This is a genomic window from Streptomyces sp. Xyl84 (assembly GCF_059731885.1).
Genome location: NZ_AP029182.1, coordinates 6535370 through 6556121, shown reverse-complemented (window position 1 = coordinate 6556121; position 20752 = coordinate 6535370). Strand labels below are relative to the sequence as shown.

Genomic DNA, 20752 nt, shown 5'->3' with positions numbered 1-20752 from the left:
GCCGCGGCGGGGGCGCGTGCCGACGGCCCGGTGCCTGCCGGGCGGGCGGGCTACGGACCGGCTCTGCGCGGGGCGGGACGTGCCGCCGGACCCAGCCGTGCCACGGCGCGCAGGATGTGCTTGGGCGGCAGTTGCCAGCGCACCTGGGCGGGCACGCAGCGCAGCAGCGTGCCGGTGGCTCGCAGCCGGCGGGTGACGACGCCGGGCGCGGGGGCGGGCCGGCCGTACAGTTCGTGCGCGTACGGCGGCAGGCAGGCGTAGGCCAGGTGCGCCACGTGCCGCCAGAGCAGCTCGCGCGCCGGCACGAGCGGGAGGGGCACCGGCGGGCGGCGCAGGAAGTCGTCCACCGCGCGGGCGTCGGCGCCCGCGGCGAGCCGGGGCCGCACGGAGTCGAAGTAGGCGGCCAGCTCCGACCGGCTCGCGGGCACCGTGTCCGGGTCGAGGCCGACCAGCCGGGCGCTCGCGCGGTGTTCGGCGACGTAGCGGTCGGCGCGTGCGCGGGTGAGCGGGAAACCGGACCGCCACAGCACGTCCAGGTAGGAGTCGATCTCCGCGCAGTGCACCCACAGCAGCAGTTCGGGGGCGTCGACGGCGTACCGTTCGCCCGTGTCCGGGTCGGTGGCCGACAGCAGGCGGTGGATCCTGCGGACCCGGGCGCCCGCCTTCTCCGCGGCGTCCGTCGTCCCGTAGGTGGTCGTGCCGACGAAGTTCGCGGTGCGCATCAGCCGGCCCCAGGCGTCGCGCCGGAAGTCGGAGTTCTCCATCACCGCGCGCACGGCGCGGGGATGCAGCGCCTGGAGGTACAGCGCCCGGATGCCCGCGACCCACATCATCGGATCGCTGTGCACCTGCCAGGTCACCGAGTCCGGCCCGAAGAGCCCCGCGTCCCCGTCGTCCGTGGGCACGGTCGCGGCCGTGCGTATGGTCTCCACGTCCGGCAGGCTAACGCGGAGGCCGTGGCACGTCGACGGGCGCCCGCGCGCTGTGCACCGCCCCGCGCGTCGGCCGCACGCCGTACGGGGCGCGCAGGCCGTGCCGGGAGGTATGCCATGAGGCGCGCACGGCGTGCGGGGGACGCGGGCCGCATGGTGCGTCGTGACGCGGACCGCTCGGACGCACGCGTCCTGCCGTGCGGCGCGGGCACGCGTCGGGTGTGCCGGGCCGGTGGTGCCGCAGGGCCGCCTCGTGGTCAGTCCAGGACCGCGGTGAACTCCCCGCAGGCCTTGGCGCAGGTCCGGCAGGCGTCCGCGGCCTGCTCCGCGCCCGGGTGCCGGTCGAAGACGTGGGCGGTCTCCAGGCAGACGGTCACGCACCACTCCAGCTGGGCGCGGATACCGGCCTCGTCCTGGCTGTTCTGCTCGGACAGCACCCTGCAGGTGGCGTCGCAGACCTCCGCGCACATGATGCCCCTGCGCCGCACGAGGTCCTGCTCCTCACCCCCGCCCACATCCACCAGGCTCGCGCGCAGCGCACAGGCCCGCGCGCACTCCGTGCACGCCTGCGCACACGCGAAACGGTCCTCCAGGAACTGGACGAGTTCCTGTTGCGAAGGCGTCGATGATGTCGTATGCGTCGTGGTCACATCTCGCGAGTAGCCGGTGCCGTACCCGCCAAACCCCGTGCCACGGCGGGCCTGAGCGGTTTTCCGGCCGCCCGGCGGGGGCACCCGTGCGGCACCCCGGAAAGGACCGAAAAACAGAGAAAAGCACCGGATGACCCCGCGGAGCACCGGGACGTGAGAAAAGAATCCGGAAAGCCCCGGGACACCGGGGAGCGACCGCACCACGGAGGTGGATGTCCGTGCCCGGACGACAGGAGCTGCCGTCGACGCTGGAGCGCTCCTCCCAGGACGCCCAGCGCACCTGGATCAAGGCCCACGACTCCGCCGTCGAGACGTACGGCGAGGGCGAGCGGGCCCACCGGGTGGCGTACGGCGCGCTGAAGCACATGTACGAGAAGGTCGGCGACCACTGGGAGCGCAAGGAGGGCGGCCGCAAGGGTCCCTCCGACCCGCGGTCGGCCCGGCCCCGCGGGAGCGGAGGGCGCAGCGGCGAGGGCGTCGACGAGAGCGCGTCCAAGGAGCACCTGTACGACATGGCCAAGCGCCTGGACATCGAGGGGCGCTCGCGCATGACCAAGGACGAACTCCTGACGGCGATCCGCAAGGCGAACCGCTCCCGGACCCGTCAGGCGCGCTCCTAGGCCCTGCCGTCACTTCCCGTCGTCGCCCGGAGGGCGGGCCTGCGGCGTCCGGGAATGTGACGACAGGGCCCGGCGTGCCGTGGCACACCGGTCCGGGGCCGCGGCCCTCGCTTCGCGCACGGGAGCGGGCCCGTCCGGCACGGCGGACAGCGCCCCGGTTCGCCGGCGCGGCCAGGGGTACCCGCGCTCCATGAGCAACGCATCGCTGGACATCGCCGCGGCCGACGGGGCCGCGATCGGCATCTGGCCGTTCGTCGCCGGGCTGGTCCTGGTGGCCCTGCTGATCGGCGCGTTCTGGATGGGCGCGCGCATCCGCCGGCGCGAGCCCGCGCCGCCGCGCCCGGAGGAGCAGCCGCGTCTGCCGGACTCCGGCCCGGTCGGCGAGGTGCTGGAGAACCGTGAGCCCCACGAGGTGCCCCGGGACGGCGAACGGCTGACGCCGCACCGTCTGCCGGCACACGGCAACGCCGCTTCGCGGACGAGCCCCACGCGGACGCGCCCCCGCTGGAACGAGGGGAGCAGCGGCTCGTTCGGCAGCGGCGGCTCCGGTCGCCACTGACCCGCGCCGGCGGGCCCTGCCGGGGTCCGCACCGGGCCCCGGCCACGGCTCGCGGGACCGCCGCACCGGGACCCGACCCGCGAGCGCGAGGTCGTCGCACCGAGGGACCGCTCCGCGTGGTCCTCGCCCCGAGGGAAGTGAGATCCATGGCCGACGACACCGGCCGCAGCGCCCTGCCCCTGCCCGACTACGACCAGTTGCCCCTCGGCTCCCTGGAGAGCAGGGTGCGCTCCCTGCCCGCCGAGGCGGTGGAGGAACTGCTCGCCCACGAACGCACCCACGCCGACCGGCCACCGGCGACCGAGGTGCTCACCGCCCGCCTGCGGCAACTCCAGTCGGGCGCCCGGCCCACCCCGGGCGACCCCTCCGCGCCGCGCCCCGAGCGACGGGAGGGACACGCGGGCTCCCCGGTGACCCCGGCGACCTCGCCGCAGCCGTCCAGCCCGCCGCCGCACGGCACACCGGACCAGCGGGGCAAGCCGAAGGGCGACCGCACGTAGAAGGGGCGTCACCCCTGGTTTCCGGCAGCGGCGCACGGGCACCCGTGCGCCGTGCTGATGCGGAGGAGGAGGGCCCGGGCCGCGGCCGGGCTCCGTGACGCGGCCGAGCGGACCACCGACCACCTCGACGGGCGGGCGCCCGTGTACGAAGCGGGGGGCCTCCTGCGGAAGGCCTTCCCCGGGCACTGGTCGTTCCTGCTGGGCGAGATCGCCCTGTACAGCTTCGTGGTGCTGCTCGTGACCGGCGTCTGGCTGACACTGTTCTTCCGTCCGGACATGACCGAGGTCGTCTACCACGGCACCTACACCCCGCTGGACGGCATCCGCATGTCGGCCGCCTACCGGTCGACGCTGCACATCAGCTTCGACGTGCGCGGCGGGCTGCTCATCCGGCAGCTGCACCACTGGGCCGCGCTGGTCTTCGTCGCCGCGATCGGCGTGCACATGCTGCGCGTGTTCTTCACCGGCGCGTTCCGCCGCCCCCGCGAGATCAACTGGATGATCGGTGTGACCCTGTTCCTGCTGGCGCTCGCCGAGGGCTTCGCGGGCTACTCGCTGCCGGACGACCTGCTGTCGGGGACGGGGCTGAGGATCGCGCAGGGCGTCATGCTGTCGGTCCCGGTCGTCGGGACGTACGTCGGATTCCTCGTCCTCGGCGGCCAGTTCCCCGGGCACGAGGTGATCTCGCGGCTGTACTCGCTGCACGTCCTGCTCGTCCCGGGCCTGCTGCTCGCCCTCGTCACCGCGCACCTGATCCTGGTGTTCCACCTGAAGCACACCCAGTGGGCGGGCCGGGGCCGCACCAAGGCGAACGCGGTGGGCAAGCCGTTGTTCCCGCAGTTCACGGCGAGTTCGCTGGGACTGCTCTGCACCGTGTCCGGCGTCCTGACCCTGCTCGCCGGGGTGGCACAGGTCAACCCCGTCTGGAAGTACGGTCCTTACCGCCCCGACATGGTGTCGAGCGGGTCCCAGCCCGACTGGTACGTCGGTTTCCTGGAAGGCTCGCTGCGGCTGGTACCGCCGTGGGAGACCTCCGTCGCCGGGCACACCGTGATGTGGAACGTCCTCCTGCCCGGCGTCGTCCTGCCGCTCGCCCTGTTCGCCGTCCTGTACGCGTACCCGTTCTTCGAGGCATGGGTCACCGGTGACCGGCAGGAGCACCACCTGGCCGACCGGCCCCGCGACCGGCCCGTACGCACCGGACTCGGCGTCGCCGGGCTGAGCTTCTACGCGGTGCTGCTCGCGGCGGGCGGCAACGACATCCTCGCCCACACCTTCAAGGTCTCCCTGAACGCGCTGACCTGGACCTTCCGCGTCTGTCTGGTCCTGCTGCCGCCGCTGTCCCTCATGGTCACCAAACGGCTCTGCCTCGCCCTGCGGGAGGCCGAGGAGGAGCGGCTGGCGAGGGGCGAGGAGACCGGCGAGGTGCGGCAGACGGTGAGCGGCGGCTACACCGCGCGGCACGTGCCGGTCGACGAGGAGACCCGGCATGCCGTACGGGCCCGGCGGGTGCCCCGGCCCCTCACGTCACCGGAGGACGCCGGCGGGGACGCGTCCCGGGTGGGGCGGCTGCGGGCCACTCTCAACTCCTGGTACTCCCAGGACGGTGGGGAGGGGCCAGGCCTTCAGGAGGAGGAGCCGGAGCCCGGTGCGGGGCGCGGGCCGGGCCGCTGAGCGGCGGCAGGCGCGCCGTCCTGCGCTCCGGGCGGTGCGCTCTGCGGGCCGGTGGCCGCCCCGCCGCGCTCGTCGTCGCGGCCTGCGTGCTGGAAGACCATTCCGAGCACCCCGCAGACGAGCACCCCGCAACCCATCAGGACCAGCCAGAGGCCGAGGACGACGCCCAGGGCGAGCAGCACGGCGCCGAGCGCGACGACGACGGGCCAGGGGCTGTGCGGGGAGAAGAAGGCCAGCGGCCCGGCCGTGTCGACGACCTCGGCGTCCTGGCGGTCCTGCGCACGCGGGCCGCGCCTGCGGTGCTGCACGCGCAGGAAGAAGGCGACGAGCGCGGCCGTCAGGCAGGTGACGGCCAGGGCGGCGGTGCCGGCGGGCTCCGCCGCCCACCATCCGTAACCGGCGGCGGTGACGGCGAAGAAGAGCGCCACGCCGGTGAAGAGCCGTGCCTCGGTTTTCACAGGGGCGCCTCTCGGGTCGGGCGGCCGGCCGGTCCCCCGCCGCTCGTCGTTCCGTTGCCCCGGGCCACGTCCGGGTGGTGGAGGTCGAACGCCGGGGACTCGGAGCGGATGCGGGGCAGCGCGGTGAAGTTGTGGCGCGGGGGCGGGCAGGAGGTCGCCCACTCCAGCGAACGGCCGTAGCCCCAGGGGTCGTCGGTCTCCGCCCGGCGCCCGCTCCTGGCCGATTTCCAGACGTTGTACAGGAACGGCAGGGTGGACAGGCCGAGCAGGAAGGCGCCGATGGAGCTGACGGTGTTGAGGGCGGTGAAGCCGTCGGCGGCCAGGTAGTCGGCGTAGCGGCGGGGCATGCCGGTCTCACCGAGCCAGTGCTGCACCAGGAACGTGGTCTGGAAGCCGGTGAAGAGGGTCCAGAAGTGGATCTTCCCGAGCCGTTCGTCGAGGAACCGGCCGGTGAACTTCGGCCACCAGAAGTAGAACCCGGCGAACATCGCGAACACCACGGTGCCGAAGAGCACGTAGTGCAGGTGGGCGACGATGAAGTAGCTGTCGGTGAGGTGGAGGTCGAGCGGCGGGGACGCGATCAGCACGCCGCTCATCCCGCCGAGCAGGAAGGTCACCATGAAGCCGAGCGACCACAGCATGGGCGTCTCGAAGGACAGCGACCCCTTGTGCATGGTGCCGATCCAGTTGAAGAACTTCACGCCGGTGGGCACCGCGATGAGGAACGACATCAGGGAGAAGAAGGGCAGCAGGACCGCGCCGGTGGCGAACATGTGATGGGCCCACACCACCGCGGAGAGCATGGTGATGGCGATGGTCGCGCCGACCAGGGTGACGTAACCGAAGATCGGTTTCCGGCTGAACACCGGGATGACCTCCGAGACGATGCCGAAGAACGGCAGGGCGACGATGTACACCTCGGGGTGCCCGAAGAACCAGAACAGGTGCTGCCACAGCAGGGCGCCTCCGTCGCCGGCCTCGAAGATCCGCGCGCGGAACTTCCGGTCGGCCTCCAGGGCGAGCAGGGCGGCGGTGAGGACGGGGAAGGCGGGCAGCACGAGGATCGAGGTGAACAACGCGTTCCAGGTGAAGATCGGCATCCGGAACATGGTCATGCCGGGGGCGCGCAGGCACAGGATCGTGGTGATGAAGTTGACGGCGCCCAGCGTCGTGGAGACGCCCGTGACCACCAGCCCCATCACCCACAGGTCGCCGCCCGCGCCGGGGCTGCGGATCGCGCTGTTGAGCGGCGCGTAGGCGAACCAGCCGAAGCCGGCCGCTCCCCCGGGCACCAGGAATCCGGACACCACCGTCAGCCCGCCGAACAGGTACAGCCAGTAGGACAGCGCGTTGAGCCGCGGGAAGGCGACGTCGGGCGCGCCGATCTGCAGCGGCATGACCGCGTTGGTGAACCCGGCGAACATCGGGGTCGCGAACAGCAGCATCATCACCGTGCCGTGGATGGTGAAGAGCTGGTTGTACTGCTCGGCGCTGACCAACTGGAGTCCGGGCCGGGCGAGTTCGGCCCGCATCAGCAGGGCGAGCACCCCGCCGAAGAGGAAGAACGAGAAGGCCGTGGCCATGTACAGGTTGCCGATCACCTTGTGATCGGTCGTGGTGGCCCAGCGCAGCAGGGCCCGTCCGAGTGCCGGGTTCGCTCCTCTCCCGGCTCCCCCCGGTCCCCCGGTTCCCCCGCGCGGTCCTCGCGTCGTCGTCCTGCCCACCGCCATGGCGCCGTGGGTACCCGGGAAGACCGGAACCAAGCCGCCCGTGCGGTGGCGGGGGCCGGCCGGCGGTGCGCGGGGCAGGTTCCGGGGCGGCCGGCGGTGCGCGAGGCGGGCCGGGTGCGGCCGGCCGACGCGCGGGGGGCGCGGGGAGGACGGCCGAGGCGGGCGACGACGGAGGCGGCCGTGTCCCTGCACGTGCGGGACCGGGGGCGGCGTCGTCCGCGCACGGCCGGGACCGGGGCGGGCGTCGTCCGCGCGGGCGGGGGGCGGGCGTCGTCCGCGCACGTGTGGCGCAGGGCGCCGCTGGGCACCCGGGTCGGGGTCCGCGACCGGCGGGACCGGCGAAGGAGGGTGTTCCATGACGGCCGCACAGGAGTCGTACGACGACCGTGACGAGGTGCCCCTGGGCGGGTACGCCGCGCTCGCGGCGACGTTCACGGCGGGCGCGGCGCTCTTCGCCGGGGTGGCCCGCCGGCGGGGCGTCCGGCTGCCCGAGCGGGTGCCGCCGTGGGACGTGGCCCTGCTGGGGGCGGCGACGTTCAAGGCCTCCCGGCTGCTGACCAAGGACAAGGTCACCAGTTTCCTGCGGGCGCCCTTCACCCGGCGCGGCGAAGAGCTGCCGGCGGGTGAGGTCATGGACCAGCCGCGCGGCAGTGGCGTCCGGCGCGCGATCGGCGACCTGGTGGCCTGCCCGTTCTGCACCTCGGTGTGGGTGGCCGGCGCCCTGACCGGCGGTTACGTCTGCGCGCCCCGGGCCACCCGGCTGCTCTGCGCGGGTCTGGGTGCGGTCACGGCGGCGGACTGGCTCCAGTACGCCTGGACACTCACCGAGCAGGAGGCCGAGGGCTGAGCCGCGCGCCCCGAGGGGCTGTCGCGGCCGGCGCCGAGGGCGCCGGCCGCGCAGGACCCCCGGGGACGCTCGCGCGGTCATCCGAGCGGGACGGTCACCTCGCCCGCGCCCTCGGCACTGGCACCGCCCGCGACCCGCACCGTGAAGGGCCGGTCGGTGCCCTCGGCGGTGACCCGCAGCAGCCGGCCCTCGCGCCGGACGCGGAACTCGGCGGCAGTGGCACCGCTCAGGTCGGGGACGCGGACCGGGCGGACGCCGTCGGCCGCGTCCGACGGGTGGACGAGCAGGGTGAGGTGTGCCAGCCAGTCACCGTCGGGCCGCTCGTCCTCGGCGGCCAGGGGCAGGACGACGCCCTCGCGGACGTAGAGGGGCAGGCTGTCGTAGCCGTGGCGTTCGGTGCGCCACACCGGTCCGGTGACCCGCTCTCCGCTGAGGAGGTGGGTCCAGGTGCCCTCGGGCAGGTACACCTCCACCTCTCCGTCCTCGCTGCACACCGGGGCGACCAGGACGTCGGGGCCGAGCATGTACTGGCGGTCGATCGGACGGCAGGCCGGGTCGTGCGGGAACTCCAGGACCATCGGCCGCATCACCGGGACGCCGGTGCGGTGGGCCTCGACGGCCACCCCGTACAGGTAGGGCATGAGGCGGTGTTTGAGCAGGGTGAAGCGCCGGGCGACCTCGACGGCCTCCTCGCCGAACTCCCACGGCACGCGGTAGGACGACGAACCGTGCAGGCGGCTGTGGGAGGAGAGCAGGCCGAAGGCCAGCCAGCGCTTGAAGACCGCCGGGTCGGGCGTTCCCTCGAAGCCCCCGATGTCGTGGCTCCAGAAGCCGAACCCGCTCAGCGACAGGGACAGGCCGCCCCGGAGCGACTCGGCCATGGCCTCGAACGACGACCAGCAGTCGCCGCCCCAGTGCACGGGGTACTGCTGGCCGCCCGCCGTCGCGGACCGGGCGAAGACCACGGCCTCGCCCTGCCCGCGCTCCTTCTCCAGGAGTTCGAAGACCGTCCGGTTGTACAGGTGGGTGTAGTAGTTGTGCATGCGCTCCGGGTCGGAGCCGTCGTGCCAGACGACGTCGGTGGGGATGCGTTCGCCGAAGTCCGTCTTGAAGCAGTCCACGCCCTGGTCCAGCAGTGGCTTCAGCTTCGCCTGGAACCATGCGCGGGCGTCGGGGCTGGTGAAGTCGACCAGGCCCATGCCGGCCTGCCACAGGTCCCACTGCCACACGTCGCCGTCCGGCCTGCGCACCAGGTGTCCGAGCGCGGCGGCCTCGTCGAACAGCGGGGACTTCTGCGCGATGTAGGGGTTGATCCAGGCGCTGACCTTCAGGCCCTTGGCCTTCAGCCGGGCGAGCATGCCCTCCGGGTCGGGGAAGACCTCGGGGTCCCACTGGAAGTCGCACCACTGGTACTCGCGCATCCAGAAGCAGTCGAAGTGGAAGACGGAGAGCGGGATGCCGCGCTCGGCCATGCCGTCGACGAAGGACATGACCGTCTTCTCGTCGTAGTCCGTGGTGAAGGAGGTGGTCAGCCACAGGCCGAAGGACCAGGCGGGGGGCAGGGCCGGGCGGCCGGTGAGGGCGGTGTAGCGGGTGAGGACGTCCTTGGGGGTGGGGCCCGCGACGACGTAGTACTCCAGCGTCTGGTCCTCGACGCTGAACTGCACCTGTCCGACGGACTCCGAGCCGACCTCGAAGGAGACGGCGCCGGGGTGGTTGACGAAGACGCCGTAGCCGCGTGAGGACAGGTAGAAGGGGATGTTCTTGTAGGCCTGCTCGCTGCTGGTGCCGCCGTCGGCCTGCCAGACGTCGACGACCTGGCCGTTCTTGACGAACGGGGTGAAGCGTTCGCCGAGGCCGTAGATCTGCTCGCCGACGCCGAGCGCGAGCTGGGTGAGGACGTGGTGCGCTCCGTCGTCGGTGGTGGCGAAGGCGGTGCCCTTGCGGCCGGCCCGGGTCAGCTCCCGCCCGCCCGCCCCGTGGAAGGTCAGGGTGTGCGGGGCCGCGCGGTCCAGGCGCAGGGTGAGCGGACCGCTGACCAGTTCGGTGACGGTGCCGTCCCGGCGGACCTCACCGGCGCCGCCGGGCTCGGCCGCCAGGTCGAAGTCCGGGCCCGGGTGCCGCTTGCCGGCGTGGTGGGTGACGCGGACGCCGATGACGCCCTCGGCGGGCGAGAAGCAGTCGACGGTGAGGAGCGGGGCGTTGAGGGTGTCCCCTCTGCGGGTCACCCGCTGCACGGCGGCATAGCTGGTGAAGCGCTTCGATTCGATACGTACGTCGCGGATCTCGGTGGCGTACCCGAGCTGGACGCCGTCGCGGATGCGCCAGAACCCGTTGGTGAACTTCATGGTCTTCCTCGGGGGAGCGGGACTGTTCGGCGGGGCTGCGCAGGCTGTCGCCCGGCATTTTGATCGTACACAAAACAAATAGGCAGCACAGGCGTCTTGCCTGATACTCACGCGACTGACCAGGCACTTTTTCCGGACCGGCACGGAGTGCCACTTCGAAGGGTGCGCGAACCAACACGCGTACAGGGCTAGCGCGGCGGCAGCGATTGACGTATTAGTCATCTCAGCAAACAAAGCCTCCGGCGACGCCGCCGGGCGACACGACAGCAAGGGCCGCAGCATGTCGAAGCGCTTCAACAGGACTCCTGAAGATCGGTTCACGACCGGGGTGTGGACCTTCGGCAGGCCGGGACGGGACCCGGCTGCCGCGGGCGGCGGGCGCTCACGCCGGGCCCTCGCGCCGCTCACCGCCGTCCTCGCCCTGGTCGCCGGCGCGGGTCTGAGCGGCTGCGGTCAGCAGCGCGACGCCGGTGTCTACACCGTGCTCAACTCCTCGACCGACGAGTCCTACCACCGCTGGGACGCCCAGGCGATGGCCCGCTGCGGCGAGCAGCTCGGCGTCACCATCGAGCAGCAGAGCGTCCCGGCCGCACAGGTGATGACGAAGGCCCTGCGCATGGCGTCCTCGAAGTCGCTGCCCGACATCGTGCAGTTCGACGCCTCGGAGATGCCGACGTTCGCCGAGGCGGGCGGTCTGGTCGACCTCAAGACGCTCGGCCTGAGCACCCGGGACATCCCCCAGGGCATCGTGAACTTCGGCTCGTACAAGGGGACGTACTACGGTGCGGCACGGTCGGTGAACACCCTGGCGCTGTTCTACAACAAGGACATCCTCGACCAGGCCGGTGTGCAGGTCCCCACCACGTGGGACGAGCTGCGCAGGGCCGCGAAGAAGCTCACCGGGGGCAAGCGGTACGGAGTGGCGCTCAGCGCGGGCGGCGCGGAGGACGGCGTCTTCCAGTTCACCCCGTTCATGTGGTCCAACGGCGGCGACGAGACCAGGCTGGACAGCCCGCAGGTCGTCGGGGCGCTCGACTACTGGAAGGCCCTGCTGGCGGACGGCTCGCTGTCGAAGTCGACGGTCAGCTGGACGCAGGCGGACGTCAACGACCAGTTCATGGCCGGCAACGCCGCGATGATGATCAACGGCCCGTGGCAGGTGGAGACGCTGAACACGAAGAAGTCGCTGCACTGGGGCATCGCCAAGATCCCGGTCCCCCGGGCGGGCGCGCCCTCCGTCGGTCCGCTCGGCGGCGCCGTGCTCACCGTGCCCGACACCGGTGACCAGGCGCGGGAGAAGCGGGCGGGCGAGATCGTCGCCTGTCTGGCGAGCCAGAAGGAACAGCTGACCTACGCGCTCAACAGCTGGATGGTCCCGGCGAACGCCAAGGCCGCCGCCGTGTGGCGCACCCGGGTGCCCGAACTGGACGCGCTCGCCGACCAGGTGGCCGCCGCCCGGTCCCGGACCGCCAAGCTCGGCGCCGGCTGGCCGAGTGTGTCGCTCGCCCTGCAGAGCGCCTTCCAGTCCGCCCTGACCGGCCAGTCCAGCGAGGCCGCCCTGAAGCGCGCCCAGCAGCGGGCCACGAGCGGGAACTGAGGTACGCCACCATGACCACGTCCACCGTCACCGTCCCGGTGCCCGCCACCGAGCAGAGCACCGGCGCCCCGGATCCACGACGGCTGCGGCTGCGCCGCAGCCTCACGCGGTGGGGGTTCGTCGCCCCCGCGGTCGTCTTCATGCTCCTGTTCTTCGGCTATCCGCTCGTCCGCAACGTCGTGATGAGCTTCCAGCACTACACACCGAAGACCTTCTTCACCGGCGACGCACCCTTCAACGGCACCGACAACTGGATCAACGTCTTCCAGGACCCGCTGTTCGGCAAGGCACTGTGGCACACCCTCGTCTTCACCGCCGGATCACTGCTCGGACAGTTCTCCATCGGCCTCGCACTCGCCGTGTTCTTCAGCCGCAGATTCCCCCTCAACGGCGTCCTGCGCTCCCTGATCCTGCTGCCCTGGCTGGTGCCCATGGTCGTCTCCGGCATCGTGTGGCGGCGCATCCTCGACCAGGACACCGGCGTCCTGAACTCGTTCCTGGACACCCTCGGCCCGGGCGGCCACACCCCCTGGCTGACCAGCCCCGGCATGGCCCTGGTGTCGGTAATCCTCGTCAACATCTGGATCGGCATCCCCTTCAACATGGTCATCCTCTACGGCGGACTCCAGGAGATCCCCAGGGAACTGCACGAAGCGGCCGCCCTGGACGGCGCCACCGCCTGGCGGACCTTCCGCTCCGTCACCCTGCCCATGCTCAAACCCGTGATCACCGTCGTCCTCGTCCTCGGCTTCATGTCGACGGTCAAGATCCTCGACCTGATCCTCGCCCTCACCGACGGCGGCCCCGCCGACGCCACCCAGACCCTGGGCACCCTCACCTACCAGAACTCCTTCGTACGCCTGGACTTCGGCGCCGGCGCCGTCGTCGGCAACGTACTCATCCTCATCTCCGCCGTCTTCGCGGTGTTCTACCTGCGGGCCAACCGCACCGAGGGGAAGTGACCACCATGACCGCTCGCACGCCCACCACACCCGGGCGCCGCTGGGGCTCCACCATCGCCGGTGTGCTCATCCTGTGCGTGATGCTCTTCCCCCTGTACTGGATGCTCAACACCGCCCTCCAGCCCGAATCGGGGCTCCTCCAGGTCGACCCGGTACCCGCCCGCCTGGACCTGTCCGGCTTCTCCAAAGCCCTGGACGACCAGGGCGGCCACCTGCTCACCTCGCTGGCCGTCTCCCTCGGCGCCGTCGCCATCTGCCTGGCGATCTCCGCCCCCGCGGCCTACGCACTGGCCCGGTTCCGCCTGCCCGGCTCCCGGACGATCGTCTTCACCACACTGATCACCCAGATGGTCCCCGGCATCGTCATCGCCAACGCGCTCTACAACTCCTACGTCGACCTCGGCCTCGTCAACTCCTACTTCGGCCTCATGCTCGCCGACGCCTCCCTCGGCATCCCCTTCTCGATCGTCCTGATGCGCTCCTTCATGGTCTCCATCCCGGGCGAGGTGATCGAAGCCGCCCAGATGGACGGCGCCGGCCCCGTACGCACCTTCGTGCAAGTCGTCCTGCCGATGAGCCGCAACTCCCTGATCACCTCCGGCCTGTTCGCCTTCCTCTTCTCGTGGAGCGACTTCATGTTCGCCCTCACCCTGAACACCACCGACGACGTCAAACCCGTCACCCTCGGCATCTACCAGTACATCGGCGCCCACGTCGGCGACTGGGGCTCCGTGATGGCCGCCTCCGTACTCTCCGCCGTCCCCGCAGCCGTCCTCCTCGTCCTCGCCCAGAAGTACATCGCCGCCGGCATCACCGGCGGCTCCGTCAAGTAACCCGTCCCACGGCACATCTGGAAACGGCCTCCATGACTGACCTTCCCGACACCACCGGCTTCCCCGGCTTCCCGCCCGGCTTCGTCCTCGGCGCCGCGACCGCCTCGTACCAGATCGAGGGCGCGGCACGGGAGGACGGCCGCGGCCCGTCGATCTGGGACACCTACAGTCACACCCCCGGTCTGGTCGCCAACGGCGACACCGGTGACGTGGCCTGCGACCACTACCACCGCTACCGCGAGGACGTGGCGCTCCTGCGCGACCTGGGCGTGGACTCGTACCGCTTCTCGATCGCCTGGCCGCGCATCGTGCCGGACGGCACGGGCCCGGTGAACCGGAAGGGCCTGGACTTCTACTCCCGGCTGGTCGACGAACTGCTGGCGGCCGGCATCGAGCCGGCCGCCACCCTCTACCACTGGGACCTGCCGCAGGCCCTGGAGACCCCGTCGGACGGCGGCTCCGCCGCGGGGCGCGGCTGGCGGGTCCGGGAGACGGCCGAGCGGTTCGCCGAGTACACCGCGGTCGTCGCCGAGCACCTGGGCGACCGCGTGCCGCGCTGGATCACCCTCAACGAGCCGTGGTGCAGCGCGTTCCTCGGCTACTCCGTCGGGCGGCACGCACCCGGCGCCAAGGAGGGCCGGGGCGCGCTGGCCGCCGCCCACCACCTGCTGGTCGGCCACGGACTGGCCGTGCGGGCGCTGCGCGCGGCGGGGGTGCGCGAGGTCGGCATCACCCTCAACCTGGACCGCAACCTGCCCGCCACCGGCTCCCCCGCCGACCTGGCGGCCGTGGTCCGCGCCGACACCCAGCACAACCTCGTGTGGACCGAGCCCCTCCTGGCGGGCCGTTATCCGGACACGGAGGAGGAGACCTGGGGCGAGCTGATCAGCGGGCAGGACTTCCGGCGCGAGGGCGACCTTGAGCTGATCTCGCAGCCGCTGGACTTCCTCGGGGTCAACTACTACCGGCCGATCGTCGTCGCCGACGCCCCCCACCGCGAGAGCGATCCCGCCCGGCGCGTGGCCACGGACAACCGCTACCAGGAGGTGCCGCTCGCGGGGGCCCGCCGCACCGCCATGGGCTGGCCGGTCGCCCCCGCCACCTTCACCGACCTGCTGGTCTCCCTCAAGGAGCGCTACGGGGACGCCCTGCCGCCGCTCCACATAACGGAGAACGGGTCGGCCGAGGAGGACGAGGTGAGCCCCGACGGCGCGGTCCACGACACCGACCGGGTGGCCTACCTGCGGGACCACCTCGGCGCGCTGCGGGCCGCCATGGACGCGGGGGTGGACGTCCGCGGCTACTACGTGTGGTCGCTGCTGGACAATTTCGAGTGGGCGTTCGGCTACGACAAGCGTTTCGGCATCGTCCGGGTCGACTACGACACGCAGCGGCGCATCCCGAAGGACAGCTATCACTGGTACAGGTCGCTGATCGCCGCACAGCGCGGCTGACCGAGGCAGGGCGACGCGGGGCCGGCCGCTGCGGGGGGCCGGCCACGCTACGGGGCCGACCGCTACGAGGACCGGCCGCGCTGCGGGACCGGTCGCTGCGGGGCCCGCTTTAAAGCTGCGAACAAAAGTGGGTTCCGATCAGCGGACGGTGTCCGGTGCGTGCGATCGCAAGGCGCCGGAAGGTCCTTGTAGCGGAGCTACCAGGGCCTTCCGGCAACACGGCGAGGGCGCGTGCCGGGCGCCGACCGCCGGGGCCCATTTTTGTTCGCAGCTCTTACCCCGTGGGACGGGACCGCCGCGCGGGTCAGGACCGCGCCTCGTGCGGGTCGGGGCCGCGCGCGGCGCGCTCGGCGTAGGCGGCCGGGTCGGCCAGTACCTCCCGCACGACGACTCCGGCCGCGCCCCGGGCGGCGTCGCCCAGCGCGGAGGACGCCCGCAGCCTGCTCCGGTCCTCGCGCCACAGCCCGGAGACCACCCGGCGCGCCAGTTCACGGTCGACGGCCGGGGCCAGCCACTCGATCAGTTCCCGGTAGACACCGCCGAGCATCACGGCGTCCGGGTCGAACAGGTTCACCGCTCCCGACACCGCCACGCCCAACTGCCGCCCGGCCCGCTCCATCGCGGCCAGCGCGGCGGGGTCCGCGCGCCGTGCCCGGCGCTGGAGTTCGGCGACACCCGGCACGCCGGCGTCCGTGCCGACGCCGGACGCGTCCAGCAGGGCGGCCTGACCGGCGTACTGCTCCAGGCAGCCCCGGGCGCCGCACCGGCACAGCGGGCCGTCCGGGTCGACCACCATGTGCCCGATCTCGCCGGCGAAACCGTGCGCGCCGCGCAGCAGTTCGCCCCGGAGCACGAGGGCACCGCCGATGCCGATCTCCCCGGTGAGGTACAGGAAACTGCGCACTCCCTCCGTCCCCGCGCCGTACCACAGTTCCGCGAGCGCGGCGGCGTTCGCCTCGTTGTCGGAACTGACCGGCAGCGCCGGACGGTCGGGCCGCAGCGCGCTCAGCGCCTGCGCGAGCAGTCCCTCGAGGGGGACGCGCCGCCAGCCGAGGTTGGGGGCCTGCCGGACGGAGCCGCCGGTGACCAGGCCCGGCACCGCCACATGGGCACCGACCGGCTCGAGCCCCTGAGCGGCGGCCGAACCCAGCGCCCGTGCGGCCAGCCGGGCCGCGCGTCGCAGCACCTGCGACGGCGGCACCCCGCGGTTGTCGACGTGTTCCTCCAGCCGGACCCGGTCGGTGCCGGCGAGGTCGACGACGCAGACGACGACGTGACCGACGTTGATCTCCACGCCGAGGCCCGCCGGGCCGGTTTGGGCGACCTTGAGCACCGTGCCGGGGCGGCCCGCCTGGCCGCTGCTCGTCTTGCCCGACTCGGTGACGAAGCCGTGGGCGAGCAGTTGCTCGACGAGGGAGGACACCGCGGCCCGGGTCAGTCCGACCCGGGTGGCGATCTGGGCCCGTGTCACCTCGCCCGCGTCGTGCACGGTCCGCAGCACGAGGCTGAGGTTGTGCCGTCGGACGGTGACCTTGTCGGCCTTCGGCCCCAGCTCAGTGGTGTGGTTCTTCATCGTGGTGTCGAGCGTAACGACGCGACGGACGGGGTCCCGACCCGCGACCGGCCGAAGCCCCCCGGCGCGCGGCGAAGACGGCCCGCAGCCGGTTGGGGGGCCCGCTTGCGGCACGGTGGCGGCTCGCAGGCGGCAGGGCGACGGCCCGCGGGCGGCGGACGGGCGCCCCCGGCGGGGCGCGGCGCACGGGGTTGGCCGTACCAGGGGCTCGCTCGCGAGGTCACACCAAGGGCTCCGGGTCACACCAGGGGTTCGCTCAGTTCGACGGCACGCAGCGCGGCGGCCAGCGCCTGCGCGTCACCGACGTCGAGGGCGGTGTCGGTGAGTTTGATGACGTGCTCGTCGCCGTGGACGAGGGCCCGTTCGAAGACCTCTTCCGGCGTGAACGTGCCCGGGGGCGCGTACGCGACCGGGTCCCGGGGCGCGTACATCGCGGTGACCGCCGCGGACGCCGTCCAGGCGGCCCGCAGGCTCGGAACCCACAGCACCCGGGGCAGCGCGGGCAGCGTGCGCAGCACGGCGTTGGGAGCCGTCGCGGCATGGACCAGCATCGTCGGCTCGCCGTGGCCGTGTGTCGCGTACCGGTGGGTCGCCGCGCGCACCAGTTCGGTGAGGCGGCGGTGCGCCTCGTCGGCGTCCGTGACCGTGGCCGCCCACACGGGCAGGCCCGTGACGCGGCCGAGCCGGTCCGGGAAGCCGCCGTCCTGCTCCGCGATGGGCGCCACCGCGTCGAGGGCACCGGCCGCGCTCGCGGCACCGGGCAGCGGGACGATGTCCGCCACGGGACGGTGACGGGCGGCCCAGTAGCCGAGGCCGTGGGCGAGTTCGGCCAGGCGCGGCCCGGTGCTCTCGCCGGACAGCAGGGTGCGTACGGCGTGGCCGACCCGGATCACCGGGTGCGTCGAGCCGCCGTACATGCCGGGCAGCAGCCGGGGCCACCACTCGGTCAGCACGTCGCGCCAAGGGCGTTCGGCGATCTCGCGTTCGAAGTGGCCGATCCAGTCGGCGACCCGGCGCGGATCGCCGAGCGCCGTACGCCAGTCGGCGGCCGTGACGGGTCCGGTGCCGGACGGGAAGTCCTCCAGTTTGCCGCTGTACAGATCGAGCCAGCGGTGCACCGCGCCCGCCTGCCCGTGCGCGGCCAGCGCCTCGACGGCCATCGGCGCGTGGTTGGTGAGCCGCCCGAGCCGTTCCGGACCCGACCGGTGCAGTCGCTCGAGCGCTTCGTCGAGAATTCCTGTCTGTGCCATGGCGAGGACGCTAGGCCCTGTCGTCACATTCCCGCCTGCCTCGCGACGCCATGCACGCACTCTCGCCGCACCGGGCCCAGACCCGAGTACGTCCAGTACGAGGGTCAGGGCCCGGCACGCCGAGAGCACGCACCTGACGCCGCGAGGCCCGCCCTCCGGGCGGACGACGGGAATGTGACAACAGGACCTAGGCGGCCGTCCGCGGCGGCGGAACGGGCGGAAGTCGTAACGTCACCACCGGCACTGCGCGTCCGGTCCTAGGCGGGACGTCGTAGGACCGCCTCAGAGCCCTTCGCAGGGGGACCTTCCGCCGCGGGCCTTCCGCACGAGCTTTCCGCACGGACCTTGCTCACGGGCTTTCCGCGCAGGCCTCACCGGCTGCCCTTCGCCGGGGGGCGGCGAAGGGTGCGGCGCGGGCCGCGCGCCGGACCGCCCCCGCGCTCCGGACGGCCCGCCGCCCGCCGGACTGCGGCCGCGCGGAGCGGCGGGCGGGTGCCGTGGCCGTACGCCCGGATGGAGCACACCGGCGCGGTCCCCGACCGCCGCAGTTCCTACTGTGGGTACCGAACCGGGCACGTTCTGTCCGTTCGGTCCCCTCTCACCCGTGCGGGGACCGCCCGCGCCGGTTCCGCCAGACGCCGGTTCTCCCAGAAAGGCTCTGCCGTGAACGTACCCATACCCTGGCGCCGCCGTGGCGCCGCACTGCTCGCGCTCGGCGCCGTCCTGTGCGGTCCGGCCGCACCGGCGCTCGCCCGCACCACTGTCCCGAGTCCCCTGGCGACCGCCGGTGCCCGCACCGCCGACGCGCGCACCGGAGGCGACGGACCGGCGGCGCTGTCGCCGCTCGCCTGCCGCCTCGGCGAGGAGCTGGCCGCGCTGCGTGGCAAGGACCTGGAGACGGCCTTCCTCGCGGGGATCATCGCGCACCACGAGGCGGCCATCGACATGGCCCGGCTGGAGACGGAGCGGGGCACGGACGGCGCGCTGCGCGCGCGTGCGAAGGACCTGATCACCGCCCACCAGCGCCAGGTGGAGCAGTTCACCCGCTGGTTGCGCCAGTGGTACGGGCTGACTCCCGAGCAGGCGTCGGCGAAGCTCCCCGCCGGCGTCGGCAAGGCGGTGCGGGGGCTGGAGGAGGAGGGCCGGCGCATGCTGGCCGGGCTGCGCGCGACGGCCGGCGGCGAGGCGTTCGACCGTGCGTTCGTGAACATGATGATCCCGCACCACAACTCGGGTCTCGTCGAGTTCCTGGAGCCGCAGGCGCGTGCGGTCCACGACGAGCTGCGGGCGGCCGCCGCCTCCGGGGCCACCGGCCAGGAGTCGGAGATCACGGACTTCCTGACCTGGCTCTCCCGGCACGCCGGGCAGGCCGCCGCCCCGCGGACCGACACGCCGGCGGCCGCGTCCACGTCCGCCTCCGCGTCGGCGCAGGCCGTGCTGCCGCGGGGCGCGGCGGACACCGGGGACGGCGCCGGCCAGACCTCCACCGCGCCGCTCATCGCCGCCGGGAGCGCCGTGGCCGCCGCCGGCGCGGGCGCCGGCGCCCTCCTGCTGCGGCGTCGGCGCGGTGCCGCGCGCGGCTGACGACGACGGCGGCCAGGGGCGTTCCGGGCGCGGCGACGGGCGTCCGGGCCATGACGCCGGTCATCGTGGACGCGCCGCCGGACTTCCCGGAGGGGACCCGGGACCTTCCGGAAACGGCCCCGAGCCTCCCGGAGACGTCGCGGGCCTTCCCGGACGCGCCGCCGGACATCCCGAGGGCGGCCCGGGACTCCCCGGGGAAGACCCGGGACTTCCCGGCCGCGACCCCGGTCCTCCCGGACACCCCGAAGGCGACGGACCTCCCGGAAACGATGCCGGACACCCCGGACGCGAACCCGGACCTGCCGAAGGCGACCCGGGCCCACCTGGACACGCCCCCGGACCTGACGGAAACGATGCCGGACACCCCGGGCGTGGCGGCGGGGCTCCGGGGCGTGGCGGGGGCGGGAGGCCGCTGTGGCCGGCCGCCGTCTGCGTCACCGCGGGCCTGGCGGGACTGACCGTCGCGGTCCGCGGGGTCCTGGAGACGCACGAGCCGCCGCCCCGGGCCCCGGCGAGCGCGTCCCTGCCGCCGGGCACGCGCCCCGCCGCTCCCCCTGGGGCGCCCGCGCTGGGGCACTCCCCGCCCGTGCGGATCGACCTCTCGCGCCTCGGCATCCACGCGGACGTCCTCCGTCTCGGCCTGAACAAGGACGGCACGGTCGCCGTGCCCCGCCCGGAGCAGGCCCGCGAGGCCGCCTGGTACGACGGCAGCGCGGCGCCCGGGCAGCCTGGGCCGGCCGTGGTGCTCGGCCATGTGGACTCCGCGCGGCTGCCCGGCGGCAGAGCCGTCTTCTGGCGCCTCGGGCAGGTCCGCGCCGGGGACCGGGTGGACGTGCTGCGCGCCGACGGGATCACCGCCCGCTTCACCGTCGACACCGTGGTCACGGTGGCCAAGGACCGCTTTCCCACCGAGGCCGTCTACGGGCCCACCAGGGCACCGGAGTTGCGCCTCATCACCTGCGGCGGCACCTACACCGGCGGCCGCGGTTACGACAGCAACGTCATCGTGTTCGCCCACTACACCGGCTCCGCGGGCGGCGGCCGGCGGCCCGGGGCGGGTCCGACGGGCACGAGCGCGACCCGCGCACCCTCGGTCACCGGCCGCTACACGCGGTGAAGGCGGGCGGACGCAGGTGACCTTCGCCGCCACAAGGTCAATACTTCAGTAGACGGGACGGACG

General features: G+C 73.2%; 18 protein-coding genes. 11 read left to right on the top strand and 7 right to left on the bottom strand.

What is annotated here, in order from left to right; genetic code table 11:
• Positions 1 to 50 precede the first annotated feature (50 nt).
• The gene (locus tag AC6I72_RS28550) at positions 51 to 932 is read right to left on the bottom strand and encodes an oxygenase MpaB family protein (protein ID WP_498004007.1); all 882 of its coding nucleotides are present in this window, start codon (positions 930 to 932) and stop codon (positions 51 to 53) included.
• Positions 933 to 1189: 257 nt separating this feature from the next.
• Positions 1190 to 1582, bottom strand: coding sequence for a four-helix bundle copper-binding protein (locus AC6I72_RS28545; protein ID WP_498004006.1), 393 nt, complete (start codon positions 1580 to 1582; stop codon positions 1190 to 1192).
• A gap of 218 nt (positions 1583 to 1800) precedes the next feature.
• On the opposite strand from AC6I72_RS28545, the gene AC6I72_RS28540 reads away from it, so the two are divergent.
• From AC6I72_RS28540 to qcrB, 4 genes are all read left to right on the top strand, one after another.
• Positions 1801 to 2202, top strand: coding sequence for a ChaB family protein (locus AC6I72_RS28540; protein WP_498004005.1), 402 nt, complete (start codon positions 1801 to 1803; stop codon positions 2200 to 2202).
• A gap of 190 nt (positions 2203 to 2392) precedes the next feature.
• Positions 2393 to 2761 carry a DUF6479 family protein gene (locus tag AC6I72_RS28535; protein ID WP_498004004.1) on the top strand — a complete coding sequence of 123 codons (369 nt, stop codon included), beginning with the start codon at positions 2393 to 2395 and terminating at the stop codon, positions 2759 to 2761.
• 146 nt (positions 2762 to 2907) lie between these two features.
• On the top strand, positions 2908 to 3261 hold the full coding sequence (locus tag AC6I72_RS28530) for a DUF8129 domain-containing protein (protein WP_498004003.1): 354 nt from the start codon (positions 2908 to 2910) through the stop codon (positions 3259 to 3261).
• A gap of 51 nt (positions 3262 to 3312) precedes the next feature.
• The gene (qcrB, locus tag AC6I72_RS28525) at positions 3313 to 4935 is read left to right on the top strand and encodes a cytochrome bc1 complex cytochrome b subunit (RefSeq protein ID WP_498004002.1); all 1623 of its coding nucleotides are present in this window, start codon (positions 3313 to 3315) and stop codon (positions 4933 to 4935) included.
• Here the strand turns inward: qcrB and ctaF are convergent.
• The gene (gene ctaF / locus AC6I72_RS28520) at positions 4887 to 5393 is read right to left on the bottom strand and encodes an aa3-type cytochrome oxidase subunit IV (RefSeq protein WP_498004001.1); all 507 of its coding nucleotides are present in this window, start codon (positions 5391 to 5393) and stop codon (positions 4887 to 4889) included. The two genes, qcrB and ctaF, sit on opposite strands and share 49 nt — an antisense overlap.
• Positions 5390 to 7123, bottom strand: coding sequence for an aa3-type cytochrome oxidase subunit I (gene ctaD, locus AC6I72_RS28515; protein WP_498004000.1), 1734 nt, complete (start codon positions 7121 to 7123; stop codon positions 5390 to 5392). Before ctaD ends, ctaF begins: the two co-directional genes overlap by 4 nt.
• Before the next feature lie 355 nt (positions 7124 to 7478).
• Between ctaD and AC6I72_RS28510 the strand changes: the two genes are divergently transcribed.
• On the top strand, positions 7479 to 7970 hold the full coding sequence (locus AC6I72_RS28510) for a DUF1360 domain-containing protein (RefSeq protein ID WP_498003999.1): 492 nt from the start codon (positions 7479 to 7481) through the stop codon (positions 7968 to 7970).
• A gap of 77 nt (positions 7971 to 8047) precedes the next feature.
• On the opposite strand, the gene yicI is transcribed toward AC6I72_RS28510, so the two are convergent.
• Positions 8048 to 10318 (bottom strand): alpha-xylosidase, encoded by a 2271-nt coding sequence (gene yicI, locus AC6I72_RS28505; RefSeq protein ID WP_498003998.1) that lies wholly within the window; start codon positions 10316 to 10318, stop codon positions 8048 to 8050.
• Between the two features lie 280 nt (positions 10319 to 10598).
• Between yicI and AC6I72_RS28500 the strand changes: the two genes are divergently transcribed.
• Genes AC6I72_RS28500 through AC6I72_RS28485 form a run of 4 tightly spaced genes read left to right on the top strand, consistent with a single transcriptional unit; the run spans position 10599 to position 15164 of the window.
• Complete coding sequence (locus tag AC6I72_RS28500; RefSeq protein ID WP_498003997.1) at positions 10599 to 11915, top strand: ABC transporter substrate-binding protein; 1317 nt, start codon at positions 10599 to 10601, stop codon at positions 11913 to 11915.
• An 11-nt stretch (positions 11916 to 11926) separates the two neighbouring features.
• Positions 11927 to 12877 (top strand): carbohydrate ABC transporter permease, encoded by a 951-nt coding sequence (locus tag AC6I72_RS28495; RefSeq protein WP_498003996.1) that lies wholly within the window; start codon positions 11927 to 11929, stop codon positions 12875 to 12877.
• Between the two features lie 5 nt (positions 12878 to 12882).
• Positions 12883 to 13710 (top strand): carbohydrate ABC transporter permease, encoded by an 828-nt coding sequence (locus AC6I72_RS28490; protein WP_498003995.1) that lies wholly within the window; start codon positions 12883 to 12885, stop codon positions 13708 to 13710.
• 32 nt (positions 13711 to 13742) lie between these two features.
• Complete coding sequence (locus tag AC6I72_RS28485) at positions 13743 to 15164, top strand: GH1 family beta-glucosidase (protein ID WP_498003994.1); 1422 nt, start codon at positions 13743 to 13745, stop codon at positions 15162 to 15164.
• A 304-nt stretch (positions 15165 to 15468) separates the two neighbouring features.
• On the opposite strand, the gene AC6I72_RS28480 is transcribed toward AC6I72_RS28485, so the two are convergent.
• Complete coding sequence (locus AC6I72_RS28480) at positions 15469 to 16737, bottom strand: ROK family transcriptional regulator (protein WP_498003993.1); 1269 nt, start codon at positions 16735 to 16737, stop codon at positions 15469 to 15471.
• A 239-nt stretch (positions 16738 to 16976) separates the two neighbouring features.
• Positions 16977 to 17987 carry a questin oxidase family protein gene (locus AC6I72_RS28475; protein ID WP_498003992.1) on the bottom strand — a complete coding sequence of 337 codons (1011 nt, stop codon included), beginning with the start codon at positions 17985 to 17987 and terminating at the stop codon, positions 16977 to 16979.
• 663 nt (positions 17988 to 18650) lie between these two features.
• On the opposite strand from AC6I72_RS28475, the gene AC6I72_RS28470 reads away from it, so the two are divergent.
• Both AC6I72_RS28470 and AC6I72_RS28465 read left to right on the top strand, forming a co-directional pair.
• On the top strand, positions 18651 to 19571 hold the full coding sequence (locus AC6I72_RS28470) for a DUF305 domain-containing protein (protein ID WP_498003991.1): 921 nt from the start codon (positions 18651 to 18653) through the stop codon (positions 19569 to 19571).
• Positions 19555 to 20688, top strand: coding sequence for a class F sortase (locus tag AC6I72_RS28465; RefSeq protein WP_498003990.1), 1134 nt, complete (start codon positions 19555 to 19557; stop codon positions 20686 to 20688). Before AC6I72_RS28470 ends, AC6I72_RS28465 begins: the two co-directional genes overlap by 17 nt.
• The last annotated feature ends 64 nt before the right edge of the window (positions 20689 to 20752 follow it).

Excerpts from the sequence above, each read along its gene's own strand:
- AC6I72_RS28510 (WP_498003999.1), top strand. The coding sequence starts at position 7,479 with ATGACGGCCGCACAGGAGTCGTACGACGACCGTGACGAGGTGCCCCTG.
- AC6I72_RS28490 (WP_498003995.1), top strand. The coding sequence starts at position 12,883 with ATGACCGCTCGCACGCCCACCACACCCGGGCGCCGCTGGGGCTCCACC.
- AC6I72_RS28495 (WP_498003996.1), top strand. The coding sequence starts at position 11,927 with ATGACCACGTCCACCGTCACCGTCCCGGTGCCCGCCACCGAGCAGAGC.
- AC6I72_RS28475 (WP_498003992.1), bottom strand. The coding sequence starts at position 17,987 with ATGGCACAGACAGGAATTCTCGACGAAGCGCTCGAGCGACTGCACCGG.
- AC6I72_RS28485 (WP_498003994.1), top strand. The coding sequence starts at position 13,743 with ATGACTGACCTTCCCGACACCACCGGCTTCCCCGGCTTCCCGCCCGGC.
- yicI (WP_498003998.1), bottom strand. The coding sequence starts at position 10,318 with ATGAAGTTCACCAACGGGTTCTGGCGCATCCGCGACGGCGTCCAGCTC.
- ctaD (WP_498004000.1), bottom strand. The coding sequence starts at position 7,123 with ATGGCGGTGGGCAGGACGACGACGCGAGGACCGCGCGGGGGAACCGGG.
- AC6I72_RS28500 (WP_498003997.1), top strand. The coding sequence starts at position 10,599 with ATGTCGAAGCGCTTCAACAGGACTCCTGAAGATCGGTTCACGACCGGG.
- AC6I72_RS28480 (WP_498003993.1), bottom strand. The coding sequence starts at position 16,737 with ATGAAGAACCACACCACTGAGCTGGGGCCGAAGGCCGACAAGGTCACC.
- AC6I72_RS28535 (WP_498004004.1), top strand. The coding sequence starts at position 2,393 with ATGAGCAACGCATCGCTGGACATCGCCGCGGCCGACGGGGCCGCGATC.
- AC6I72_RS28530 (WP_498004003.1), top strand. The coding sequence starts at position 2,908 with ATGGCCGACGACACCGGCCGCAGCGCCCTGCCCCTGCCCGACTACGAC.